General features: G+C 69.7%; 26 protein-coding genes. 16 read left to right on the top strand and 10 right to left on the bottom strand.

Annotated elements, in window-relative coordinates; genetic code table 11:
• Nucleotides 1-86: 86 nt before the first annotated feature.
• From OHN74_RS29550 to OHN74_RS29565, 4 genes are all read left to right on the top strand, one after another.
• Nucleotides 87-716, top strand: a complete 630-nt coding sequence (locus OHN74_RS29550) for a GNAT family N-acetyltransferase (RefSeq protein WP_327697617.1) — start codon at nt 87-89, stop codon at nt 714-716.
• A 99-nt stretch (nt 717-815) separates the two neighbouring features.
• Nucleotides 816-1,025, top strand: a complete 210-nt coding sequence (locus tag OHN74_RS29555) for a hypothetical protein (RefSeq protein WP_327697618.1) — start codon at nt 816-818, stop codon at nt 1,023-1,025.
• A gap of 78 nt (nt 1,026-1,103) precedes the next feature.
• Entirely contained in the window at nt 1,104-1,433 is a 330-nt protein-coding gene (locus tag OHN74_RS29560; RefSeq protein ID WP_327697619.1) for a DUF952 domain-containing protein, read from the top strand.
• Nucleotides 1,430-1,687, top strand: coding sequence for a hypothetical protein (locus OHN74_RS29565; protein WP_327697620.1), 258 nt, complete (start codon nt 1,430-1,432; stop codon nt 1,685-1,687). Before OHN74_RS29560 ends, OHN74_RS29565 begins: the two co-directional genes overlap by 4 nt.
• Here the strand turns inward: OHN74_RS29565 and OHN74_RS29570 are convergent.
• Nucleotides 1,684-2,475: a VOC family protein gene (locus OHN74_RS29570; protein ID WP_327697621.1), complete on the bottom strand. Its 792-nt coding sequence runs from the start codon at nt 2,473-2,475 to the stop codon at nt 1,684-1,686. The two genes, OHN74_RS29565 and OHN74_RS29570, sit on opposite strands and share 4 nt — an antisense overlap.
• 107 nt (nt 2,476-2,582) lie before the next feature.
• On the opposite strand from OHN74_RS29570, the gene OHN74_RS29575 reads away from it, so the two are divergent.
• Genes OHN74_RS29575 through OHN74_RS29590 form a run of 4 tightly spaced genes read left to right on the top strand, consistent with a single transcriptional unit; the run spans nt 2,583 to nt 5,741 of the window.
• Nucleotides 2,583-3,737: an inorganic phosphate transporter gene (locus OHN74_RS29575; RefSeq protein ID WP_327697622.1), complete on the top strand. Its 1,155-nt coding sequence runs from the start codon at nt 2,583-2,585 to the stop codon at nt 3,735-3,737.
• 16 nt (nt 3,738-3,753) lie between these two features.
• A complete protein-coding gene (locus OHN74_RS29580) occupies nt 3,754-3,987 on the top strand; it encodes a hypothetical protein (RefSeq protein WP_327697623.1) in 234 nt (77 codons plus the stop codon).
• A gap of 32 nt (nt 3,988-4,019) precedes the next feature.
• Nucleotides 4,020-4,904 carry a polyphosphate kinase 2 gene (ppk2, locus tag OHN74_RS29585; RefSeq protein ID WP_327697624.1) on the top strand — a complete coding sequence of 295 codons (885 nt, stop codon included), beginning with the start codon at nt 4,020-4,022 and terminating at the stop codon, nt 4,902-4,904.
• Between the two features lie 33 nt (nt 4,905-4,937).
• On the top strand, nt 4,938-5,741 hold the full coding sequence (locus tag OHN74_RS29590; protein WP_327697625.1) for a class I SAM-dependent methyltransferase: 804 nt from the start codon (nt 4,938-4,940) through the stop codon (nt 5,739-5,741).
• Nucleotides 5,742-5,830: 89 nt separating this feature from the next.
• On the opposite strand, the gene sodN is transcribed toward OHN74_RS29590, so the two are convergent.
• On the bottom strand, nt 5,831-6,226 hold the full coding sequence (gene sodN, locus OHN74_RS29595) for a superoxide dismutase, Ni (RefSeq protein WP_005480378.1): 396 nt from the start codon (nt 6,224-6,226) through the stop codon (nt 5,831-5,833).
• A gap of 143 nt (nt 6,227-6,369) precedes the next feature.
• Here sodN and sodX point away from each other — a divergent pair, with 143 nt between their 5' ends.
• Nucleotides 6,370-6,840: a nickel-type superoxide dismutase maturation protease gene (gene sodX, locus OHN74_RS29600; protein ID WP_327697626.1), complete on the top strand. Its 471-nt coding sequence runs from the start codon at nt 6,370-6,372 to the stop codon at nt 6,838-6,840.
• Here the strand turns inward: sodX and OHN74_RS29605 are convergent.
• Nucleotides 6,744-7,373, bottom strand: a complete 630-nt coding sequence (locus OHN74_RS29605) for a CGNR zinc finger domain-containing protein (protein WP_164322472.1) — start codon at nt 7,371-7,373, stop codon at nt 6,744-6,746. The two genes, sodX and OHN74_RS29605, sit on opposite strands and share 97 nt — an antisense overlap.
• Nucleotides 7,374-7,497: 124 nt before the next feature.
• On the opposite strand from OHN74_RS29605, the gene OHN74_RS29610 reads away from it, so the two are divergent.
• The 3 genes from OHN74_RS29610 to OHN74_RS29620 all read left to right on the top strand — a co-directional run bounded on the left by OHN74_RS29610 (nt 7,498) and on the right by OHN74_RS29620 (nt 9,719).
• Entirely contained in the window at nt 7,498-8,295 is a 798-nt protein-coding gene (locus OHN74_RS29610; protein ID WP_327697627.1) for a class I SAM-dependent methyltransferase, read from the top strand.
• Between the two features lie 138 nt (nt 8,296-8,433).
• Complete coding sequence (locus OHN74_RS29615; RefSeq protein ID WP_327697628.1) at nt 8,434-8,922, top strand: SigE family RNA polymerase sigma factor; 489 nt, start codon at nt 8,434-8,436, stop codon at nt 8,920-8,922.
• Nucleotides 8,919-9,719: a hypothetical protein gene (locus OHN74_RS29620; RefSeq protein WP_327697629.1), complete on the top strand. Its 801-nt coding sequence runs from the start codon at nt 8,919-8,921 to the stop codon at nt 9,717-9,719. Before OHN74_RS29615 ends, OHN74_RS29620 begins: the two co-directional genes overlap by 4 nt.
• A gap of 64 nt (nt 9,720-9,783) precedes the next feature.
• On the opposite strand, the gene OHN74_RS29625 is transcribed toward OHN74_RS29620, so the two are convergent.
• The 3 genes from OHN74_RS29625 to OHN74_RS29635 are packed head-to-tail and all read right to left on the bottom strand — an operon-like array spanning nt 9,784 to nt 12,507.
• Entirely contained in the window at nt 9,784-10,578 is a 795-nt protein-coding gene (locus tag OHN74_RS29625) for an amino acid ABC transporter ATP-binding protein (protein ID WP_327697630.1), read from the bottom strand.
• A 2-nt stretch (nt 10,579-10,580) separates the two neighbouring features.
• Nucleotides 10,581-11,510 carry an amino acid ABC transporter permease gene (locus OHN74_RS29630; RefSeq protein WP_327697631.1) on the bottom strand — a complete coding sequence of 310 codons (930 nt, stop codon included), beginning with the start codon at nt 11,508-11,510 and terminating at the stop codon, nt 10,581-10,583.
• 43 nt (nt 11,511-11,553) lie between these two features.
• Nucleotides 11,554-12,507 carry an ABC transporter substrate-binding protein gene (locus tag OHN74_RS29635; protein ID WP_327697632.1) on the bottom strand — a complete coding sequence of 318 codons (954 nt, stop codon included), beginning with the start codon at nt 12,505-12,507 and terminating at the stop codon, nt 11,554-11,556.
• A gap of 691 nt (nt 12,508-13,198) precedes the next feature.
• Here OHN74_RS29635 and OHN74_RS29640 point away from each other — a divergent pair.
• The 4 genes from OHN74_RS29640 (at nt 13,199) to OHN74_RS29655 (ending at nt 16,512) form a co-directional block, all read left to right on the top strand.
• Complete coding sequence (locus OHN74_RS29640; RefSeq protein ID WP_327697633.1) at nt 13,199-14,407, top strand: NAD(P)-dependent malic enzyme; 1,209 nt, start codon at nt 13,199-13,201, stop codon at nt 14,405-14,407.
• Nucleotides 14,408-14,647: 240 nt separating this feature from the next.
• On the top strand, nt 14,648-15,613 hold the full coding sequence (locus OHN74_RS29645; RefSeq protein WP_327697634.1) for a zinc-binding dehydrogenase: 966 nt from the start codon (nt 14,648-14,650) through the stop codon (nt 15,611-15,613).
• A 126-nt stretch (nt 15,614-15,739) separates the two neighbouring features.
• Entirely contained in the window at nt 15,740-15,949 is a 210-nt protein-coding gene (locus OHN74_RS29650; RefSeq protein WP_327697635.1) for a helix-turn-helix domain-containing protein, read from the top strand.
• Nucleotides 15,949-16,512 (top strand): Clp protease N-terminal domain-containing protein, encoded by a 564-nt coding sequence (locus OHN74_RS29655; protein ID WP_327697636.1) that lies wholly within the window; start codon nt 15,949-15,951, stop codon nt 16,510-16,512. The genes OHN74_RS29650 and OHN74_RS29655 overlap by 1 nt, the downstream gene beginning before the upstream one ends.
• A gap of 78 nt (nt 16,513-16,590) precedes the next feature.
• On the opposite strand, the gene OHN74_RS29660 is transcribed toward OHN74_RS29655, so the two are convergent.
• The 4 genes from OHN74_RS29660 to OHN74_RS29675 all read right to left on the bottom strand — a co-directional run bounded on the left by OHN74_RS29660 (nt 16,591) and on the right by OHN74_RS29675 (nt 22,959).
• The gene (locus tag OHN74_RS29660; protein WP_327697637.1) at nt 16,591-17,667 is read right to left on the bottom strand and encodes a helix-turn-helix transcriptional regulator; all 1,077 of its coding nucleotides are present in this window, start codon (nt 17,665-17,667) and stop codon (nt 16,591-16,593) included.
• 1 nt (nt 17,668) lies between these two features.
• Entirely contained in the window at nt 17,669-18,565 is an 897-nt protein-coding gene (locus OHN74_RS29665; protein ID WP_327697638.1) for a DUF4097 family beta strand repeat-containing protein, read from the bottom strand.
• A 197-nt stretch (nt 18,566-18,762) separates the two neighbouring features.
• The gene (locus OHN74_RS29670; RefSeq protein ID WP_153482227.1) at nt 18,763-18,942 is read right to left on the bottom strand and encodes a DUF6104 family protein; all 180 of its coding nucleotides are present in this window, start codon (nt 18,940-18,942) and stop codon (nt 18,763-18,765) included.
• Nucleotides 18,943-19,161: 219 nt separating this feature from the next.
• A complete protein-coding gene (locus tag OHN74_RS29675) occupies nt 19,162-22,959 on the bottom strand; it encodes a multifunctional oxoglutarate decarboxylase/oxoglutarate dehydrogenase thiamine pyrophosphate-binding subunit/dihydrolipoyllysine-residue succinyltransferase subunit (RefSeq protein ID WP_327697639.1) in 3,798 nt (1,265 codons plus the stop codon).
• Between the last annotated feature and the right edge of the window lie 268 nt (nt 22,960-23,227).

The raw sequence follows: 23,227 nt of genomic DNA on the forward strand, positions 1-23,227 counted from the left end.
ACGGTGTGCGGGGCCTGTCACGCATCCCGCACCCGTTAGGCTCAACCGCCTTAAGATCACCGGCGGTTGAGACAAAAGGGGCGGGCATGGGCGTGGCGATACGTACGGCGGGCGAGGACGACCGGGAACTGGTCGTCCGGCTGCTCGACGGGGCGTTCCAGGACGATCCGGTGAGCGGCTGGGTCTTCCCCGACCCGGAGCACCGCCGCGCGACGCATCCCAGACTGATGGCAGCCTTCCTCGACATCGTGCTCGCCGAGGGGCGCGTCGACCTCACCGAGGACGGCACGGCGTGCGCCCTGTGGTTGTCCGTCCCCGCCGGCGCCCACCCGGAGGACCCGGAGAGCGAGCCTGACGAGGCGGACGCGGAGCAGGGCGACGACGCCGCCCGGCTGCGTGAGGCCGTCGATCCCGACAACGAGCGCGTCGAACTGATCGGGCAGCTCACGGCCGGTATACACCCCTCCGGGCGCGCCCACGAATACCTGTGGATGATCGGCGTCGCACCGGACAGCCAGGGCCACGGGCTGGGTACCGCCCTCGTCCAGCACGTCCTCGACCGCTGCGACCGCGAGGGAGTGGCCGCCTATCTGGAGGCCAGCAACGCCCGCAGCCGCGCACTGTACGAGCGGCTCGGCTTCGACCTCCTCGACGCCCCCCTCGACCTCCCGGACGGTCCTCGGATGTGGCCCATGTGGCGCGAGCCTCAGGCCTGATCCCCGCCCATCCCCTCCACGGGGGCTCGTTCGGACGTACAGCAGAAAGCCCTGAACCGGCGGGGAGCGCCTCGGCCGCTCCCGCAATACCCTGAGGGCATGGGCAGAGACGAGCACGACTGTCCCGTCTGCGGACAGCATGTGACCACAGTGGTGCGGCGGTACAAGACCCTGGGCGCGTGGGTGCCGAAGTGGGTCGCCGGACCGTGCCGGAACACCGAGTGCGAGGCGTACGTCGATCCGGAGGCGGATGCGGAGGCCGCGGCCCGTTCGGGAGCCAAGAGCGGGCCGGCCACGGGGAAACACTGAGTCCGGGCGGCGTGCCGTGCCGGGAGTACCGGCCCGGCCGGGGTACGCGCGGTACGGCAGGGCCCGTAGGTTGGGTCCATGTCCGCAGCGCACATACTCCACATCACCGAACGCGCCCTCTGGGACGCGGCCCGCGAGCAGGGCACGTACGAGATGTCGACGCGTGGCCGCACCCTCCAGGAGGAGGGCTTCATCCACTGCTCGACCCGCGCCCAACTCCCTGCTGTGGCGGCCTTCCTGTACGGCTCCTACGACGGCCCCGACGACCTGGTGGTCCTGGTCGTGGACCCCGCCCGGCTCGACGCACCCCTGAAGTACGAGGCCCCGGAGCCCGGCGGCGAGGAGTTCCCGCACGTGTACGGGCCGATCCCGGTGTCCGCCGTGGTGGGCGTCGAGGCGTGGGGATGAGCCGCAGCGCGTGGCGGCGGGCCGTGCTCGTGTGGGTGCTTGCGGTGGCCGTCGGGGGCGGGCTCACGGTGTGGCTGCGGGACTCGGCGGAGCCGTCGGCGACGCACGGCCGGTACGGGACGGGCGAGGACGATCCGGCGCCGCTGCTGCGGCAGGACGTGAAGGACCTGTGCTCGGCGACACCGGGAGCTTCCCCGACGCCGGAGGAGACGTCCAGGGTGATCGTGGTTTGTGCGTCTGCGTCCGTTCGCTAGGGCCTGTCCGCTGTCGTCGCCTTCGGCAGCCCGCCCGTCTCGGGGTCGCGGCCGGTGAGGCAGTACGTGCCGCCCGCCGGGTCACGCATGACCGTCCAGTGGGCGTGCCGGGCGACGACCGTGGCCCCCGACTTCTCGTGGCGGGCGCCGGTCGCCCCGATGTCGGCACAGGCCAGGTCCAGGTGGGCGGAGGCGGTGGGCCGTTCGGTGCCGAGGCGCTGGAGGAGGACGCGGATCGGGAGACCGGCCGGGGGCCTGAGGACGTGGAACTCCGGGAGTGAGCCGGTCAGGGAGTCCCAGCCGGTGAGGCGTTCCCAGAAGGCGACCTCCGAGGCGTACGCGGCGGGCGGGACGTCGATGGACACCTGGTCGAGGCGGCTGCCGTCCACCACGGCGGGCCGTACCGTCTCCCCGTGCCAGGGCACGGCGCAGAACAGCTGACCGGCGGGGGACCGCAGCACGGACCAGCCGGTGTGCGCACCGACGACCGTCGCCCCGAGCGCCGACGCCGCTCCGACGAAGGCGTCGACGTCCTCGACGGCGAAGTCGAGATGGGCGCCGCCGTCCCCGGAGTCCACCCCCTGGACCTTGACGCAGGCGTCGCCCGCGCCCGGCAGCAGGGTCACGAACTCGCCCTGCTCACCCCGGGTTTCGGACACCCGGGTGTCCGTGACGGCGGCCCAGAACGCCTGGGCCGGGCCGAGGAGTCCGGCGGGCCGGTCGACGAAGGCGTAGGTCCAGCGGATGCCGCTCTCGGTGCCGATGGCCCTGCCGGTGTCGTTGCTCATTGCGTGATCGTAAGGTGACGGTCGTCCACGGCACCTGCGTTTTTTCCAGGAACAGGCTTTGCCCGCAGTTCGTCGCGAAGATGCCTGCGCTTGCTTCCATCGAACGCATGGACCACATCACGTTCCTGGTGGCGGTCGTCATCGTGACGGCCCTGGCCTTCGACTTCACCAACGGATTCCACGACACGGCGAACGCGATGGCCACCTCCATCGCCACCGGTGCCCTGAAACCGAGAACAGCGGTCCTGATCGCCGGAGTCCTCAACATCGTCGGCGCCTTCCTGTCCACCGAGGTCGCCAGGACGATCTCCGGTGGCATCGTCGACGACACGCTCGTCAGTCCGGGGATGATCTTCGCCGGGCTGGTCGGGGCGATCCTCTGGAATCTGATGACCTGGCTGGTGGGGCTGCCGTCCAGTTCCTCGCACGCTCTGTTCGGCGGGCTGATCGGGGCGGTGTGGGTGGGCGCCGGTGCCGAGGGTGTGCACTTCACCAAGGTCGTCGAGAAGGTGCTGATCCCGGCGCTGGCCTCGCCGCTGGTGGCGGGCATCGCGGCCCTGATCGCCACGTACCTCGCCTACAAACTCACGGCCCGCGCCCGCAAGGACACGGTGACCAAGGGGTTCCGGGCCGGTCAGATCGCCTCCGCCTCACTCGTCTCTCTCGCGCACGGCACGAACGACGCGCAGAAGACCATGGGCATCATTACCCTGACCCTGATCTCCGCGGGCGCGCTCGGCCACGACGCCGGTCCGCCGGTGTGGGTGATCGCCTCGGCGGGGCTCGCCATCGGCCTCGGCACCTATCTGGGCGGCTGGCGGATCATCCGGACCATGGGCAAAGGGCTGACCGAGATCCAGTCGCCGCAGGGCTTCGCCGCCGAGACGGCGTCCACGGCCGTCATCCTCACCTCCGCCCACCTCGGCTTCGCCCTGTCCACCACCCAGGTGGCCTCGGGCAGCATCCTGGGCGCGGGCCTGGGCCGGCGGCTCGCGGAGGTGCGCTGGGGTGTCGCGGGCCGCATGGTCATGGCGTGGCTGATCACGCTGCCCGCCGCGGCACTGGTCGGCGGGGTCTCCGCGGGCGCCGTCAGGTACGGCGGCAACCTCGGCACCGTGGTCGTGGCGCTGGTCGCCGTCGCGGTCGCGGCGGGCATCGTCCTCGCCGCTCGCCGCAACCCGGTGGACGCGCACAACGTCAACGACACGCACGAGGTCAGCATCAAGTCGACGGCGCCGACGACCGTCGGTACGGCCGCCTGAGCGAGGGAGAACCCACATGAAGCTGGACTGGGCCGCACTGGGCCAGGTCGCCGCGGTGAGCCTCGGGGTCACCGTCGCCGTGGTCGTCGTTTTCGCCTTCGGCGTCCTTGGACTCGCCCGTGTCGAGGGTGCGCGCGAGAATGACGGAGGTACCCAAACGCTCGGGTTCGCCCAGGCGGGACTGTGCTTCCTGGCGTGCGCGGCGGTGGTTGCGTACGGCATCTATCTGATCGTGCCGCAGTTCCACTGACCGCTGATGTCGAAGCCAAGGAGGCCGACGGTATGACACCACTGATGTCCGGACTGAAGGTCGACTACAGCGACCATGACGAACCCGTGCTCGTCCGGCCGGACGGCAGTCCGGTCGAGACCTGGCGGGAGAACTACCCGTGCCGCGAGCGCATGGAGCGCGGGGAGTACGAGCTGCACAAGAGGCTCCAGCAGATCGAACTGCTGAAGCTGCAGAGCTGGATCAAGCAGACCGGCCGTCGGCTGGTCGTCGTCTTCGAGGGCCGGGACGCGGCCGGAAAAGGCGGCACGATCAAGCGCTTCACGGAACATCTCAACCCACGCGGCGCCCGCGTGGTGGCCCTGGAGAAGCCCACCGAACGCGAACGCGGCCAGTGGTACTTCCAGCGGTACGTCGAACACCTCCCGACCGCCGGCGAGATAGTCCTCTTCGACCGCTCCTGGTACAACCGGGCCGGCGTGGAGCGGGTCATGGGCTTCTGCACGGACGACGAGTACCGCCGCTTCACCCGCCAGGCCCCGTTGTTCGAGCGCATGCTCGCCGACGACGGCATCGACCTGATCAAGTTCTGGTTCTCGGTCTCCCAGGGCGAACAGCGCACGCGCTTCACGATCCGCCAGGTCGACCCCGTACGGCAGTGGAAGCTGAGCCCCATGGACCTCGCCTCCCTGGACCGCTGGGACGACTACACGGCGGCCAAGGTCGCGATGTTCCGTGCGACGGACACCGAACAGGCCCCCTGGACGGTGGTGAAGAGCAACGACAAGAAGCGGGCGCGGGTGGAGGCGATGCGCAGCGTCCTGGCCCGCTTCGACTACACCGGCAAGGACGAGGAGGTCGTCGGCAGCCCGGATCCGAGCATCGTCGGCGCGGCGGTGAACCTGCTGGAGGCGGGGGAGGATGACGACGGCGTGTGAGCGCCGCCCCACCCACACCCGGGAGCCGCTGACGTGACCGAACCCTCCACCGCCACCGACCGGACCCGTCTCGCCGGGAGCGCGTACAGCAGCGACCGGGACCTGGCCGCCCGGCAGTCGATCTACCAGTGGCAGACGCCCCGTCATGACCTGCCCGCCATCGTCGCCGAGCAGCTTCGTGCCGTACGCGGGCTCGTGGTCGACGTCGGCTGCGGCAACGGCAGGTACGTCCGGCGGCTGCGCGAAGACCGGCCCGACCTGGCCTCGGTGGGTCTGGACATCGCGCCCGGCATCCTCGCCACCGTCCCCGGCCCGGTCGCCGTGGCGGATGTCACGCGGCTGCCGTTGGCCACGGGGAGCGCGGACGCGGCTCTGGCGATGCACATGCTGTACCACGTGCCCGACATCCCGCAGGCGGTGCGGGAGCTGGCGCGCGTCGTCGCCCGGGACGGGGTGGTGATCGCCTCCACCAACAGCGAGCGGGACAAGGCCGAACTCGACGACCTCTGGCACCGGGCCGCCGGCGACGTGCTCGGCACCGGACCGCAGCCGGTCCGGTTCTCGATCGGGGCCCGCTTCTCCCTGGAGAAGGCTCCGGGCTTCCTCGGGGAGGAGTTCGGCAGGGTGCGGACGATCGAACTGCCCAGCACCATAACGGTCCGCGAGCCCGAGCCGGTCGTCGCGTACCTGGCGTCGTGGCGTGCCTGGGCGGACCAGTACGACGCACCCTTCGACGCGACGATCGAGCGGGCCCGTGCCATCGTCACCGACCGGATCGCCCGCGAGGGCATGTTCGAGATCGGCTGCCGGGCGGGGATTCTCGTCTGCCGGCGTTGAACGGGCCGACGCGGCCCGGGCAGGGAAAAGGCAGGGGAAAGGGAAAAGGGCCGGTCAGCCTTCGACCGGCCCTTCGAGGAAGGCGTGCATCAGGCCTTCTTCGTCTCCCAGAAGATCTTGTCGATCTGGGCGATGTAGTCCAGCGCCTTCTGGCCCGTCGCCGGGTCCGTGGACGCCTTGGCGGCCGAGAGGGCCTTCAGGGCGTCGTTGACCAGCTGGTGCAGCTCCGGGTACTTCTCGAAGTGCGGCGGCTTGAAGTAGTCGCTCCACAGGACCGAAACGTGGTGCTTGGCGAGCTCTGCGCGCTGCTCCTTGATGACGGTGGCGCGCGCCTGGAAGTGCGGGTCGTCGTTGGCTGCCATCTTGTCCTGCACGGCCTTCACCGACTCCGCCTCAATGCGGGCCTGGGCCGGGTCGTACACACCGCAGGGCAGGTCGCAGTGAGCGCTGACCTTGACCTTGGGGGCAAACAGGCGGGAAAGCATGGAGCGTTCCTTCCTCGTGATCGTCTTCTCAGGTTGGACATTACTCCCTGAGAGAGGGGTTTTCGCGAGTGCCCCCATGGGCTTAGGACAAAAGTAGGGCGTCAGACTGGGACTCGTGGAGGATGGACCGGGGAGGTGCCGGGATGCCGGAGCTGTCGCAGGAGAGCGAACACGGAAGCGAAAACGGGAGTGAGCCCGGGAGCGGGCGCGGAGGGGCTGCGAAGCTCTTCGGCTGGGTCGCCGTGACCGGACCGTCGATGGTGCCCACGCTGTATCACGGCGACTTTCTCGTGGTGCGGTACGGGAACCGGGTCAGGGCCGGGGACATCGTCGTCCTGCGCCATCCGTTCCAGCAGGACCTGTTGGTCGTCAAACGGGCCGTGGAGCGCCGTGAGGGCGGCTGGTGGGTGCTCGGGGACAACTCCTTCGCCGGCGGCGACAGCACCGACTACGGCACCGTGCCGCACGATCTGATCCTGGGCAGGGTCCGGTTCCGGTACCGGCCGCTCAAGCCCGGTCAGCGCTCGCCGCTGACGCTGCTGCGCTGGGCGGTGTCGGCCGCCAGGCCCGTCTTCTCGGACCGGTCGGCCTCCAGGCGTTTGCGGGCGCGGTAGGCGGCCACGTTGGCCCGGGTCGCGCAGCGGTCGGAGCAGTAGCGCCGGGAGCGGTTCGTCGAGGTGTCGAGGTAGGCGTTGCGGCAGGGCGGCGCCTCGCACAGGCCGAGGCGGTCCACGCCGTACTCGGTGAGGTGGAAGGCCAGGCCCATGGCGGCGATGGCCGCGAAGCCCGCCGTCGCGTTCGACGGGTGGTCGGCGAGGTGCATGTGCCACAGCGGGCGGCCGTCGTCGTCCCGGAAGTCGTGCCCGGAGATCTGCGGGCTCACCGGGAACTCCAGCAGGAGCGAGTTCAGCAGGTCCACCGAGAGCGTCTCGTCGCCCGTGTCCGCCGCCTCGAAGACCGCCCGCAGCCGGGCCCGTACTGAGCGGAACCGGGTCACGTCGGCGTCGGTGGCGCGGCGGGCGGCCTGCTGGTTGGCGCCGAAGAGATCGCGGACGGCGTCGATCGAGGTCAGCGAGTCCTTCCCGCGGGCCGGTTCCTCGGTGTTGACGAGGCGCACGGCATAGTCCGAGTAATAGGCCAGTTCCACTTGTAGTCCTTACGAGGGCGCTCTATGGTCGTGGATGCGAGGAAGTAACGGCTGATATTGCTTCCAGGGTATTACGCATGCGTTCGAAGCGGGCGAGTGAGCGACCGATGCGGAGGGGTTTTCCATGACGACCACCACTGGCACCACCGGCACCACTGGCATCACCGGGACAGGCGCCGGAACTGACTGGAATGCCTGGCAGGTGAGCTGGGACCGGCAGCAGGAGTGGTACATGCCGGACCGTGAGGAACGGTTCCGGATCATGCTCGACATGGTGGAGGCCCTCGTCGGCCCCGCCCCGCGCGTGCTCGACCTCGCGTGCGGCACGGGGAGTATCACGTCGCGGCTGCTCGACCGGTTCCCGCAGGCCACCAGCGTCGGCGTCGACCTCGACCCGGCGCTCCTGGCCATCGCCGAGGGCACCTTCGCGGGCGACGACCGGGTCACCCTGGTCACGGCCGACCTCAAGGACCCGCAGTGGACGAGCGGGCTGCCGTACGACTCGTACGACGCCGTGCTGACCGCCACCGCCCTGCACTGGCTGCACAGCGACCCTCTCGCGGAGCTCTACGGCCGGATCGCGGAGCTCGTCCGCGACGGCGGTCTGTTCATGAACGCGGACCACATGATCGACGACAGCACGCCCCGGATCAACGCGGCGGAGCGCGCACTGCGCCACGCACGTATGGATCAGGCCAAACACGGCGGCGCCGTCGACTGGGCGGAATGGTGGCGGCTCGCCGCCCAGGACCCCGCCCTCGCCGGGCCGACCGTCCGCCGCTTCGAGATCTACGGCGAGCACGCCGACGGCGACATGCCCTCCGCCGGGTGGCACGCGCGCGTGCTGCGCGAGAAGGGGTTCGGGGAGGCGCGGCCGGTGTGGTGCTCACCCTCGGACACGCTGCTGCTCGCGCTCAAGTAGCCCACGGGGGGCGGAAGGTCTCGGCGGTACGGGAAATCCGTACCGCCTTTTTCGTGTGTGCCGCGTCCTGCCCGGGGTCCCACCGCACTGGAAAGGGTGAGACGGTCTTCGACCAGTGGACCGGGAGAGGGGGGAAGGATGACGCGGGGCGCGGACGCGACTCTGCACGCCTTCGTGGAGGGCAGACGCACGGCGCTGTTCCGGAGTGCCTATCTGCTCTGCGGCAACCGTGACGAGGCCGAGGACCTCGTACAGACGACGCTGGTGAAGGTCGTCCTCGGGGCGCGCAGATACGGGCGGCTGGACAACCTGGAGGCCTATGCGCGCCGGACGCTGGTCAACACCTTCATCGCGGGGCGCCGGCGCTTCTGGCGGCGCGAGCACGCGTACGGCGAACTTCCGGAGACGCCCGCCGAGTCGGCGGACAGCGACACGGGGCTGATGGTGCGGGCCGCTCTCGCGGAACTCGCGCCCAAACAGCGGGCGGTACTGGTGCTGCGCTACTGGGAGGACCTCAGCGTCAACGACACCGCGGACCTGCTCGGTATGCGGGTCAGCACGGTGAAGAGCCACGCGGCCAGGGGAATCGCGGCGATGCGGGCCGCGGTGCGGGAGGAGCACGTATGAGCACCGACATCGACGAGGTCGAGACCTGGCTGGAGGGGCGGGAGCTTCTCGGACGGGCCGTGGGAGGGGTCTCCGCACCGACGGGGGCTGGTACGGAGGCGGTGTTCGCGCGGGCCGCGCGGGTGCGGCGGCGACGGTGGGGCGCGGTGACGGTCGTCGCGGCGGTCGGGGTCGCGGCGGGTGTGATCGCCGGGCCCGGGTGGCTGACGTACGACGAGGGTGGTGGCCGCGCCGCGAACACGGGGACGGTCAAGCCTCCCGGCCAGGCCACCGCCCTGGCGGCCGAGTTCGCGAAGCTGTTGCCCCCCGGTGTCGGTGCGATCCGTGAAGTGGACATGGACTACGTCCTGTTCCGGGAACCGGAGCATCCGGAGGCCGGACCCTTCGGCAAGTACTACGGCTCCTACACGGTCACCAGGGACGGCGGTGTCGGGTACCTCCGGGTCATCAACCGGTTCAGCAAGGCTCCGAGCGCGAGCTGGAAGACTCCTTGTTCGATTCCGGGCAAGGAGGACGGGCAGGAGTGCACCTTCGAGAGACTGCCGAACGGCAACGTCCTCGAAGTCCGGAAGGGCTGGAACCACCTCAGCGTCTTCATGGACAAGCGCCGCACCTGGGGTGAGTACCTCATCGCCACGCTCTACCTGAAGACCGGCGGCACGGTCGAGGTCCACGACACCACCGGCTTCACGGGCCGGTACTCACTGGGGCCGCTGCTCAGGACCGCGCCGCTGACCAAGAGCCAGCTGCGTGAACTGGTGCTCGCACCCGAGCTGTTGAAGACGAGGAGCGGTTAGACAACGCGGAAGGGGCGGTACGAGATCCTCGTACCGCCCCTTCCGTATGCACCCGTACGTCGTCTCAGAGCACCTTGGACAGGAACGACTGTGTGCGCTCGTGCTGCGGGTTCGTCAGGACGTCGCGCGGGTTGCCGGACTCGACGACCACACCGCCGTCCATGAAGACGAGGCTGTCGCCCACCTCGCGGGCGAAGCCCATCTCGTGGGTGACGACGACCATCGTCATCCCGGACTCGGCCAGGTCACGCATGACGTCGAGGACGTCACCGACCAGCTCCGGGTCCAGGGCCGAGGTCGGCTCGTCGAACAGCATCAGCTTCGGGTCCATGGCCAGGGCCCGGGCGATGGCGACGCGCTGCTGCTGGCCGCCGGAAAGCTGCGAGGGGTAGTTCGCGGCCTTGTCGGCCAGTCCCACGCGCTCCAGGAGCTGGCCCGCACGCTCGCGGGCCTGCGCCTTGACCACGCCCTTGACCTGGACCGGGGCCTCCATGACGTTCTCCAGCGCCGTCATGTGCGGGAACAGGTTGAAGCGCTGGAACACCATGCCGATGTCCCGCCGCTTCAGCGCGACCTCGCTGTCCTTCAGCTCGTACAGCTTGTCGCCCTTCTGGCGGTAGCCGACCAGCTCCCCGTCGACGTACAGGCGCCCGGCGTTGACCTTCTCCAGGTGGTTGATGCACCTGAGGAACGTCGACTTGCCGGAGCCGGAGGGGCCGATGAGGCAGAAGACCTCGCCCGACCTCACCTCCAGGTCGATGCCCTTGAGGACCTCGACGGGGCCGAAGGACTTGTGGACGCCCTCCGACTTGACCATCGCGACGCCGTCCGCGGACCCGGTGACCTTTTCCGTACTCATGGTCAGCGCCTCCAGCTTCCGAGGGACAGCATGTTCGCCTTGATCTTCTGGAACGGCGTGTCCGCGAGCGTACGGCTGGAACCGCGCGCGTAGTACCGCTCGATGTAGTACTGGCCGACGCTGAGGACCGAGGTGAGGATCAGGTACCAGGCAGCGGCGAGGAAGTACATCTCCACCGGGGCACCGGACGTCTGCCCGATGTCCTGGGCGTAGCGGAACAGTTCGGCGAACTGGACCACCGACACCAGCGAGGTCGTCTTCAGCATGTTGATGACCTCGTTGCCCGTGGGGGGCACGATCACGCGCATCGCCTGCGGGATCACGATCCGGCGCAGGGTCTTGGCGTGGCTCATGCCCAGGGCGTGCGAGGCCTCGGTCTGGCCCTCGTCGACCGACAGGAGGCCGGCGCGGCAGATCTCCGCCATGTAGGCGGCCTCGTTCAGGCCCAGGCCCAGGAGCGCCGTCAGGAGCGGCGTCATGAAGCTGGACCAGTAGTCCTTGTAGATCGGACCGAGGTTGATGTACGTGAAGACCAGGCCCAGGTTGAACCAGACGACGAGCTGGACCAGGACCGGGGTGCCGCGGAAGAACCAGATGTAGAACCAGGCGATGGTCGAGGTCACCGGGTTCTTCGACAGCCGCATGACGGCGAGCAGGACGCCGCCGACGATGCCGATCACCATCGAGAGGACCGTCAGCAGGAGGGTCTTCCAGACGCCCGTGATGATCCGGTCGTCGAAGAAGTAGTCCGGTACGGCGCCCCAGTTGATGTTGCCCTGGGCGAACGCGTAGACGATCGCGACGAAGAGCGCGATGGCGATCACGGCCGAGACGTACCGCCCGTAGTGCCGGACCGGGATGGCCCTGATGGCCTCCGGTCCGGCCGGGGGAGTGTCCGCCGGTCCTGTCGCCTTGTCGATGTCAACAGTCACGGGTGTTGCCTTTCAGTGCCCGTAGCTTCCGTGAGCTTCGAGGTCACTTGCCGCCGTTGACGGTGGCCGAGGTCACGGCGCCGTCCTCGACGCCCCACTTGGCGATGATCTTGGTGTACTCGCCGTTCTTGATGATCGCGTCGAGCGCGGCCTGCAGGGCGTCCCGCAGCTGCGTGTTCGACTTGGCGACCGCGATGCCGTAAGGCGCCGCCTCGACCTGCTCGCCGACGACCTGGAAGTCGTTGCCGCCGCCCGAGGTCTTCACCGCGTACGCCGTGACCGGGAAGTCGGAGGAGCCGGCGTCCGCGCCGCCCGCGCGCACCCGGGTCTGGGCCTGCTGGTCGTTGTCGTACGACTCGATGGCGATCTTCTTGCCGCCCGTGCACTTCTTCGACTCGGCCTTGGCGAGGTCCTCGGAGACCGTGCCGCGCTGGACCGCGATCTTCTTGCCGCAGAGGTCGGCCCAGGTCTTGATGCCCTGGTCGTCGCCCTTCTTGGTGTAGATCGAGACGCCGGCGGTGAAGTAGTCGACGAAGTCGACGCCCTCGCCGACCTTCTTGCCGTTCTCGGTGCCCTCCTGGCGGTCCTTGGTGTCGGTCATCGCGGACATGGCGATGTCGTACCGCTTGGAGCGCAGACCCGTGATCAGGGTGTCGAAGGTGCCGTTCTGGAACTCGAACTTCACGCCGAGCTGCTTGCCCATGGCGTCCGCGAGGTCCGGGTCGAGACCGACCGTCTTGCCGGAGTCGTCCTTGAACTCGACCGGCGCGTACGCGATGTCCGAGCCGACCGTGACGACGCCCTTGTCCCGGATCGCCTGGGGCAGCTTGGCGGCCAGCGGGGCGGAGCTCGTCGAGGCGCTCTCCGAGCCCTTGTCCTTGTCCTTGGTCTGGTCACCGCATCCGGTGAGCAGCAGCGCGCCCGCGACCGCGATCGCACCGACCGCGGCTAGCCGGTTCTGCGCAGCGGTCGTACGAAGGGTGGAGCTTGCGGTCATGGTGAGTTCCTCCGGCGGATGGATGGTGTGCCATTGGGGCCGGCGCCCGCCCAGGGGGCGGACGGTGCCGGCGGGTCGGTCGACTGGTGCACACATCTTTGAGTGTCGCGACCTTGTGTGATTACGGCATCTTGCCATTCGGGCGGAGGCATTCAGACGACCGGCTATGTCAAAATCGGATAACGGGTGACCCCCGTAGAGCGTCAGGTCGGTGCATCAGAGCCGGACCTTCCCGGATCTTCTACGGGAATCAGTCGTTCCGGCCGGAAGATCTTCGGTGTATCTCGCCTGGTGAGCGGCTGTTGCATCCGTAAGCATCCGTACACGCGGCCGCGTGAGGACTCCGCCCCGACCCGTGGTCCGGCTCGTTGCCCGACAGGGCCTCGACTCGGTGCCCGGCCGGACGTCGACCCGCCCCTCGATTTGATCGATCATGCCCGGGTATGTGGGCATGTGTGGTGATGAGTCATGTCGCCCCCGTGTGACCTTGGCGGTATGGGGTCGTCGGCGGTGTCCTCCGTCCGGTAAGAAGGTTCTTTACACCCCTCATCAGGGGCTCAGGGCGCGTGTGCGGCGCGCCCGTCGCGTTCGTGCCCGTGCGCATCACTCACCGGGGCCTTGCGCGGTGCCCGCCCACCCCTCACCAGGAGTGGCCACCCTCAAACCGTGAAGACCTAAGGGGTACAACAAAGTGGCAGCGGAGATCGTCAATCCTCGCAGCGACATCCACGCCGACAGTGATGCCGGTGAGTTCGACCCGGCGTTCGCCCTGCACCGGGGCGGCAAGATGGCCGTGCAGGCCACCGTGCCGATCCGCGACAAGGACGACCTGTCCCTCGCGTACACACCCGGTGTGGCCCGCGTGTGCACCGCCATCGCCGAGCAGCCCGACCTCGTCAACGACTACACGTGGAAGTCGTCCGTCGTCGCGGTCGTGACGGACGGTACGGCCGTCCTCGGACTCGGGGACATCGGCCCCGAGGCGTCCCTCCCGGTGATGGAGGGCAAGGCGATCCTGTTCAAGCAGTTCGGCGGCGTGGACGCGGTTCCGATCGCGCTGGCCTGCACGGGCGTGGACGAGATCATCGAGACGGTGGTCCGGCTGGCGCCGTCCTTCGGTGGCATCAACCTGGAGGACATCTCGGCACCGCGGTGCTTCGAGATCGAGCGGCGGCTCCAGGAGCAGCTGGACATCCCCGTCTTCCACGACGACCAGCACGGCACGGCGGTCGTGACGCTGGCGGCCCTGCGCAACGCTGCGCGGCTCACCGGGCGGGAGCTCGGGGAGCTGCGGGGTGTGATCTCGGGCGCGGGCGCGGCGGGCGTCGCCATCGCGAAGTTCCTCCTTGAGGCGGGGCTCGGCGATGTCGCCGTCGCCGACCGCAAGGGCATCGTCTCGGCGGACCGGGACGACCTCACGCCGGTCAAGCGCGAGCTGGCCGAGCTGACGAACAGGGCAGGGCTGACGGGGTCGCTGGAGAGTGCCCTGGAGGGCGCCGACGTCTTCATCGGCGTCTCCGGCGGTACGGTCCCGGAGGCCGCGGTGGCTTCGATGGCCAAGGACGCGTTCGTGTTCGCGATGGCCAACCCGGACCCCGAGGTGCACCCCGATGTGGCGCACAGGTACGCGGCGGTCGTCGCGACCGGGCGCTCGGACTTCCCGAACCAGATCAACAACGTGCTGGCGTTCCCGGGGATCTTCGCGGGGGCGCTGCAGGTGCGGGCCTCGCGGATCACGGAGGGGATGAAGATCGCGGCGGCGGACGCGCTCGCGGCTGTCGTCGGTGAGGATCTGGCCGCCGACTACGTGATTCCGTCGCCGTTCGACCCGCGGGTCGCTCCGGCGGTGACCGCGGCGGTCGCTGCGGCGGCTCGGGCGGAGGGTGTCGCTCGCCGCTGAGGCTTGTGTCCAGTGGTGGCCCGGCCCGCCTCACCCTGGGGGCCGCGCCCCCAGACCCCCGCTTCGGCCCTGAAGGGGCCTCGTCCTCAAGCGCCGGACGGGCTGGAAGGCGGAGCGGGGGTTCGGGGGCAGCGCCCCCGAGGACGGGACGGGTAGGGGCGGCGGGGGCGAGATCAACAGGGCGTGTGTCACAGCGCCACCTCGTTCCCCCGGCCCGTCCCGACCCCTATCGTCAAGGTCATGTTCGCTGCCTACGCCGCCCGAATCGACCCCGACCACCCGCTCGACGGGCTGGAGTTGGGCGACCGCCCAGCCCCCGAGACGCGCCCCGGCTGGACGACGATCGATGTCAGGGCCGCCTCGCTCAACCACCACGACCTCTGGTCCCTGCGCGGGGTCGGACTCCCCGAGGACCGGCTCCCGATGATCCTCGGCTGCGACGCCGCAGGCGTCGACGCGGACGGCAACGAGGTCGTCCTGCACTCCGTCATCGGCCAGACCGGCCACGGCGTCGGCCCCAAGGAACCCCGTTCCATCCTCACCGAGCGCTACCAGGGCACCTTCGCCGAGCAGGTCGCCGTACCGGCGTGGAACGTCCTGCCCAAGCCCAAGGAACTCTCCTTCGCGGAGGCCGCCTGTCTGCCCACGGCCTGGCTGACGGCGTACCGCATGCTCTTCACCAACGCGGGCGTACGCCCCGGCGACTCGGTGCTCGTGCAGGGTGCCGGCGGCGGTGTCGCGACCGCCGCGATCGTGCTCGGCAAGGCGGCGGGCCTGCGGGTCTTCGCCACCAGCCGGGACGAGGCCAAGCGGAAGCGGGCGATGGAGCTGGGCGCCGTCGAGGCGGTGGAGTCCGGGGCGCGGCTGCCGCAGCGCGTGGACGCGGTGATCGAGACGGTCGGGGCGGCCACCTGGTCGCACTCGGTCAAGTCGCTGCGGCCCGGCGGCACGCTCGTCATCTCGGGCGCCACCAGCGGCGACCGGCCCTCGCACGCCGAACTGACCCGGATCTTCTTCCTCGAACTCAAGGTCGTCGGCTCGACGATGGGCACGAAGGACGAGCTGGAGGACCTGCTGTCGTTCTGCGCCGCCACCGGTGTACGTCCCGTCATCGACGAGGTGCTCCCGCTGGACCGGGCCCGCGAGGGCTTCGAACGCCTTGAGTCCGGTGACCTGTTCGGCAAGATCGTCCTCACCACCTCCTGATCCTCCAGCACGTATACGTCTCGTTGCGGCGGGCCCGGGTTTCCGGGCCCGCCGTTCGCGTGTCCGCACACTTCGAGATGTCAACCAGGGTTGACATGAGGCTGTGTGTCAACCTAAGTTGACGTCATGACGGAAGCAACAGATCTCGCCGAGCGGGCGGGCGACCGCGACCCGCGGGTCGGACTGCGGGCCGTCTCCGCGCTGCGGAAGCTGGTCGAGCAGCTGGAGGCGGTGCAGGTGCGCAGCGCGCGCAATCAGGGCTGGTCGTGGCAGGAGATCGCCGCGGAACTCGGTGTCAGTCGGCAGGCCGTGCACAAGAAATACGGGAGGCTTTGATGTTCGAACGGTTCACGAGCGACGCGCGCGCCGTGGTGCGGGGTGCCGTCGAGCACGCCGAGCGCGTCGGCAGTCGGTGCGTCGATGCCGAGCACCTGCTGCTCGCGCTGCTCGACCGCGAGGCGAGCCGGGCCTCCTTTGCGCTGGCCTCGCTCGGACTCGCCGACCGCAAGGAGCTGGTGAGGGCCGCTGTGGCCGACGCCCGGCGCCGCGCCGGGCTGTCCCAGGCCGAGGCCGACGCCCTCGCCGGGCTCGGAATCGACGTGTCCGACATCGTCTCCCGGATCGAGGAGGTGCACGGTGTCGGCGCGATGTCCGGCGATCGCAAGGACAAGCGGTGGTGGTCGGGGCGCCGCACCTTCAGCCGGGACGCCAAGGAGGTGCTGGAGAGGTGTCTGCGCATCGCCCTGGCCCACCGGGAGCGTCATATCGGCGACGAGCACATCCTCCTCGCCCTCACGGCCCGCCCCGGCGTACCGGCAGAGGTCCTCGCCGATCAGGGAGTCACGTACGAGGCGCTGAGCCGTGTGCTGTACGGCGGAGGCGAGGCCAAGGCGGGCTGAGGAGGTCGGCCGGGACGGTGCTGAGGCGGCGGGCCGGGACGACGCTCGACGGGTGCCGCGTCCCGGCCGAGTCCTCCCTCACGCCTTCGGGGTCCGCAGCACCGCCTCCACCAGTGTCGCCGCCGCGGACAAGTGGCCGCGGATCTCATGGAGTTGGGGTTCCGTGACGCTGTGGTCGCGGGCCGTGTCGCGGATGCCGTCCCGGAAGCGGTCGAGGAGGCGGTCCAGATCGCGGGCCGGGTCGCCGGTGGAGTCCTCGTGGACCCAGGACGGTTCGTAGCCGGCCGGGAAGTCCGGGGGAGTGTCCGTGTACTGCGGGCGCTCCGGTTCCGGTCCCGGTTTCGTGGCGGTCGTGGTGCCGCCCGGGCGGGGGAAGCCGATGTCCTTGCCGAGGTTCTTGCCGAAGTCCTTTCCGAACTCGCCGAACTCCTTGGCCAGTTCGGTCAGGCCCTCCCGGACCCCTGTCGGCCAGTCGCCCCGGCTGAAGTGGTCCTGGACCTGTTCCTGGACGCGCCTGGCGATGCGCTGCACCTCCTCCTGGGCCTGCGCACGGGCGTGGTCCTGGGCCTCCTTGGCCTGGCGCCTGGCCCGCTGGGCCTCCTCGCGGGCCCGGCGGCTCTCGTCCTTCGCACGCCGGGCCTGCTCCTTCCACTCCTGCTTGGCGCGCCGCATCTCCTCCTTCGCGGCACGCCACGCCTCCTTGTCGCCGACGTCCGCGTGGTCCCCGTACTCGCCGTGGTCCCCGAAGGGTGCGCTCCCCGCGGCCCCGCGGGCCTCGCTCGCCGCCGCGCGCACCTCCCGGCGGAGGTCGCCCGCCGCGCCCCGGACGTCGGCCCGGATCTCGGCGGCGAGTTCGGCGACCGAGTCGCGGATCTCCAGTTCCAGGTCGGCCAGCTCGCCGCTGCGGTCGGCCAGTTCGGCGCGGCCCGCGTCCGTGATGGCGTACACCTTGCGGCCGCCCTCGGTGGTGTGCGTGACCAGGCCCTCGGTCTGCAGCTTGGCCAGGCGGGGGTACACGGTGCCCGCCGACGGCGCGTACAGCCCCTGGAAGCGTTCCTCCAGGAGGCGGATCACCTCGTAGCCGTGGCGGGGGGCCTCGTCCAGCAGCTTCAGCAGGTAGAGGCGCAGGCGGCCGTGGGCGAATACGGGAGGCATGTCAGAGCACCTTCTTGTTCGTCGTGCCGGAGGTGTCACCGGAACTGTCCCCGGGGGTGGAGTCCGCCGGATCGTCCTCCTGCTGGGGGCGGCGGAGCAGGGCGATCGAGCCGGAGACCGTCGTCGCCCGGAGTTTGCCCGTGCCGGCGCCCAGGCGGCCCGTGACGCGGTGGGCGCCCCACTGGCCGTGGACGCGGAGGCCGTCGAAGGCGTTCGAGATCCTGCCGCTCGCCGTGTTCGCCTCCACGTCCGCGTCCGCCGGATGCGGGAGCCGGATGGCGATCTCGCCCGAGACGTTCGTCAGCTGCACGTCCGTCGGGCCTTCCGGGTCGAGGTCGACGATCATGGAGCCGCTCACCGACTCCGCACGCACCGAGGGTCCGGAGCCCTCGACGACGGTGAGGTCGCCGGAGACGGAGTTGAAGCGCAGGTCGCCCGTGACCGCCTGGGCCTCCAGGCTGCCCGAGACCGTGTCGGCGCGGACGGGCCCGGAGAGGCCGACAAGTGTCGTGTCGCCGGTGACGCCCTTCACCACTGTCGATCCGTCGACCCCCGAGACGACCGCGCCGGCGCCGACCACGCCCACCTCGACGCGCGCCCCGGCCGGGACGGTCAGGGACACCACCGCGGTGCGGCGCCAGCTCTTGCGGTCCAGCCACTTGAGGAAGCCCTTCCAGGGCAGGTCCTCGTACGCCACCGTCAGGACGCCGTCCTCCTGGGTCACCACCAGGGGTGGGCCCTCGATCTCGGAGACCTCCAGGCGGGCGGAGTCCTCGTCCGTGCCCACCACGTTCACCGTTCCGTTGACGATGCGTACGTGCAGGTCCGTGACGGGCCCGGCGAAGGAGAGCTTGCCGGGCTCTTCGACGGACCACTCGGATGCGGATGTGGTGGGCATGGTGCGGACCCCCTGGGTGAATGAACGGGCTCAAGAGCAGCCAGGACACGACGCGCCATATCGCGTCTCCTGTCATTCACGATATATCGCGGTCACGGAAAGTCAAGACACCCGTGGCGGAGCCGGCCGCACATGTCGCAGCCCCGCGCCCCGGAGGGAGGCGGGGCTGCGACGGCTCTCCTGCCGGGCTGCCGGACCTACTCGTCGTCCTCGTCGTCCAGCCGCGCGAGCCAGGTGGCCAGGCGCTCCACCGGTACCTCGAAGTCGGGATTGAGGTCGACGAAGGCCCGCAGCTGCTCGGCGAGCCACTCGAAGGTGACCTCCTCCTCGCCGCGCCGCTTCTCCAGCTCTTCGATGCCTCGGTCGGTGAAGTACACGGATGTTCTCCTGGGGACTGCTGGGACTACTGGGACTGGTGGAGCGGGTGGAAATGGTGGTTGAGGGCTGCGCTCGGGGCCGGAGCCCGGGCCGCCGGTCGTACCCCTCCAAGGTTATGCGCAGGTGTCCGGGGTCCTGACGGCGAAGGGCCCGGCACCGGATCTCTCCGGTGCCGGGCCCTCGTGCGTCAGCCCTGTTCGGCAGAGGCAGGTCGAGGCCTACGCCTCGAACACCTCACGCACCAGCTGCTCCTGCTCCGCCTGGTGACGCTTCGCCGAACCCACCGCCGGGGACGAGCCCGCCGGACGCGAGATACGCCGCAGACGCTCGCCGTGCGGGATGTCCGCGCCGACCGCGAGGTCCAGGTGGTCGATCAGGTTGAGGGCGATGAAGGGCCACGCGCCCTGGTTCGCCGGCTCCTCCTGCGCCCACAGGTACTTCTCGGCGTTCGGGTACTTGGCGATCTCGGCCTGGAGCTCCGCACCCGGGAGGGGGTAGAGGCGCTCGATGCGGATGATCGCCGTGTCCGTGGTGCCGCGCTTCTTCCGCTCGGCCTCAAGGTCGTAGTACAGCTTGCCGGCGCAGAAGACGACCTTGCGGACGTCGGCCGCGGCGGCGGACTCGTCGCCGATGACCGGGCGGAAGGCGCCCGTCGTGAACTCCTCCGTCTTCGAGGCCGCCGCCTTCAGGCGCAGCATCGACTTCGGGGTGAAGACCACCAGCGGCTTGTGGTGCGGGTTGTGCACCTGCCACCGCAGGAGGTGGAAGTAGTTCGACGGCAGTGTCGGCTGAGCGACCGTCATGTTGTTCTGGGCGCACAGCTGGAGGAACCGCTCGATACGGGCCGAGGAGTGGTCCGGGCCCTGGCCCTCGTAGCCGTGGGGGAGGAGCAGGGTGACGCCGGACGTCTGGCCCCACTTCTGCTCCGCGGCCGAGATGTACTCGTCCACCACCGTCTGCGCGCCGTTGACGAAGTCGCCGAACTGCGCCTCCCACATCACGAGCGCGTCGGGACGGGCCAGCGAGTAGCCGTACTCGAAGCCCATGACTGCGTACTCGGAGAGCAGGGAGTCGTAGACGTTCAGGCGGGCCTGGTCGTCCGCCAGGTACTGGAGCGGGGTGAAGTCCTCGCCCGTGACCCGGTCGATCAGGACCGCGTGACGCTGGCCGAAGGTGCCGCGCCGGGAGTCCTGGCCCGAGAGGCGCACCGGGGTGCCCTCCAGGAGCAGGGAGCCGATCGCGAGCGTCTCGCCCATGCCCCAGTCGATCGTGTCGTCCTCGATCATCGCCGCCCGGCGCTGCAACTGCGGGATCAGCCGCGGGTGGACGGTGACGTGGTCGGGGATGTTGACCTGGGACTCGGCGATGCGCTTGACGACCTCCTGGGAGACCGCGGTCTGCACGGCCACCGGGAACTCGGCCCGGGGGTCGCCGACATGGGCCTCGGCCGGCGCGGAGATGGCCTCGCGGACCTCGGTGAAGACCTTCTCCAACTGGCCCTGGAAGTCCTGCAGCGCCTGTTCGGCCTCTTCGAGGGTGATGTCGCCGCGACCGATGAGGGACTCGGTGTAGAGCTTGCGCACCGAGCGCTTCTTGTCGATCAGGTCGTACATCAGGGGCTGCGTGAACGCCGGGTTGTCGGACTCGTTGTGACCGCGGCGGCGGTAGCAGATGAGGTCGATGACGACGTCCTTGTTGAACGCCTGGCGGAACTCGAAGGCCAGGCGAGCGACGCGGACGACGGCCTCGGGGTCGTCGCCGTTCACATGGAAGATCGGCGCCTCGATCATGCGGGCGACGTCGGTCGCGTACATGGAGGAGCGTGACGACTCCGGGGCGGCGGTGAAGCCGACCTGGTTGTTGATGACGATGTGGACCGTGCCGCCGGTGCGGTAGCCGCGCAGCTGGGACATGTTGAGCGTCTCGGCCACCACGCCCTGGCCCGCGAAGGCCGCGTCACCGTGCAGGGCGACCGGCAGGACCGTGAAGTCCGTGCCACCCTTGTTGATGATGTCCTGCTTGGCGCGGGCGATGCCCTCGATGACCGGGTCGACCGTCTCCAGGTGGGACGGGTTGGCGGCCAGCGAGACGTTGATCTGCTCGCCGTCGAGGCCGGTGAACACGCCCCGGGCACCCAGGTGGTACTTCACGTCGCCGGAGCCGTGCATCGACTTCGGGTCGAGGTTGCCCTCGAACTCCCGGAAGATCTGGGCGTACGACTTGCCGACGATGTTCGCGAGCACGTTCAGCCGGCCGCGGTGGGCCATGCCGATGACGACCTCGTCGAGGCGCGACTCGGCCGCCGAGTCGATCACGGCGTCCAGCAGCGGGATGACGGACTCGCCGCCCTCCAGCGAGAAGCGCTTCTGGCCGACGTACTTGGTCTGCAGGAAGGTCTCGAAGGCCTCCGCCGCGTTCAGCTGGCGCAGGATGCGCAGCTGCTCCTCGCGCTCCGGCTTGCTGTGCGGGCGCTCGATGCGGTCCTGGATCCACTTGCGCTGCTTGGGGTCCTGGATGTGCATGAACTCGACGCCCGTGGTGCGGCAGTACGAGTCGCGGAGCACGCCGAGGATGTCGCGCAGCTTCATCAGGGACTTGCCCGAGAAGCCGCCGACGGCGAACTCGCGCTCCAGGTCCCAGAGGGTGAGCCCGTGCTCGGTGATGTCCAGGTCGGGGTGCTTGCGCTGGCGGTACTCCAACGGGTCGGTGTCGGCCATGACATGGCCGCGGACCCGGTAGGAGTGGATCAGCTCGAAGACGCGCGCGGGCTTCGTGACGTCGTCGTCGTGCGAGGCGTCGATGTCCTTGAGCCAGCGGACCGGCTCGTAGGGGATGCGCAGCGCCTCGAAGATCTCGTCGTAGAAGCCGGCCTCGCCGAGCAGGTAGTTCGCGACGACACGCAGGAACTCGCCGGAGGCGGCGCCCTGGATGACCCGGTGGTCGTAGGTCGACGTGAGCGTCATGACCTTGGAGATGCCGAGCTTGTTCAGGGTGTCCTGCGACGTGCCCTGGAACTCCGCCGGGTAGTCCATGGAACCGACGCCCATGATGACCGACTGACCGGGCATCAGACGCGGGACCGAGTGGACGGTGCCGAGGCCGCCGGGGTTGGTCAGGGAGACCGTGACACCGGTGAAGTCGTCCATCGTCAGCTTGCCCTCGCGGGCGCGGCGGACGATGTCCTCGTAGGCCTGCCAGAACTCGAAGAAGTTCAGCGTCTCGGCCTTCTTGATGCCGGCCACGACGAGCTGACGGTCGCCGTTGGGCTTCACCAGGTCGATGGCCAGGCCGAAGTTGACGTGGGCCGGCTTGACCAGGGTCGGCTTGCCGTCCTTCTCCGCGAAGGAGTAGTTCATCGACGGCATGGCCTTGATGGCCTGCACCATCGCGTAGCCGATGAGGTGGGTGAAGGAGATCTTCCCGCCCCGGGCGCGCTTCAGGTGGTTGTTGATGACGATGCGGTTGTCGAAGAGCAGCTTCACCGGGACCGCGCGCACGGACGTGGCCGTGGGCACCTCGATCGAGGCGTTCATGTTCTTCGCCACGGCCGCGGACGGGCCGCGCAGGGTCACGAACTCCGGACCGTCCACGGCGACGGCCTCGGCCGCGGGAGCGGCCTTGGGCTTGGCGGCGGTCGGCGCGGGCGCTGCGGCGGCGGGCTTCGCGGCCGGAGCGGCAGCGGTGGGCTGTGGCGCGGCCGCCGGAGCCGGTGTCGGCGCCGGTACGGCCGGGGCCGCGGGAGCCGTGGGGGCGGCCGGAGCCACCGGGGCGGTCGTGGTGGTCTCTGCGGCCCCCGCGGCCGCAGTACCCGCCGGAGCCGTGGAGACGGCGGGCGCCCCGGGCTTGTAGTCGGCGAAGAAGTCCCACCAGGCACGGTCTACGGAATTCGGGTCCTGGAGGTACTGCTGATAGATCTCGTCGACGAGCCACTCGTTGGGGCCGAACGCTGCCGCAGGGTTACCTGCGGGTTCGTCGGTCGAGATGCTCGATGAGTTACTGGGGGACTGTGCAGACACGGCGGCAACCGCCCTCTTCCGCTTCACAAGGTGATGGACAGCGGGAATTAAGGCTACGCCCCCGTGGCCGAAAGGTCAGTCCGGGTCCGTTCATCGTCGCGTAAGTCACATCGGGAATCGGGTTTCGGGGGGTGAAATGGCGGGAAACAAGCGGGGTTCCGGTCCGAAAGGGACACATGAGGGAAGCCCAAATTGTCGGCCGGGCGCACCAAATGCGCGGGCCTGTGAGCAATCACACGTGTCCACGCGCGTCCGTCAGCGCGGATGA

This window comes from Streptomyces sp. NBC_00459 (assembly GCF_036013955.1).
Lineage (GTDB): Bacteria > Actinomycetota > Actinomycetes > Streptomycetales > Streptomycetaceae > Streptomyces.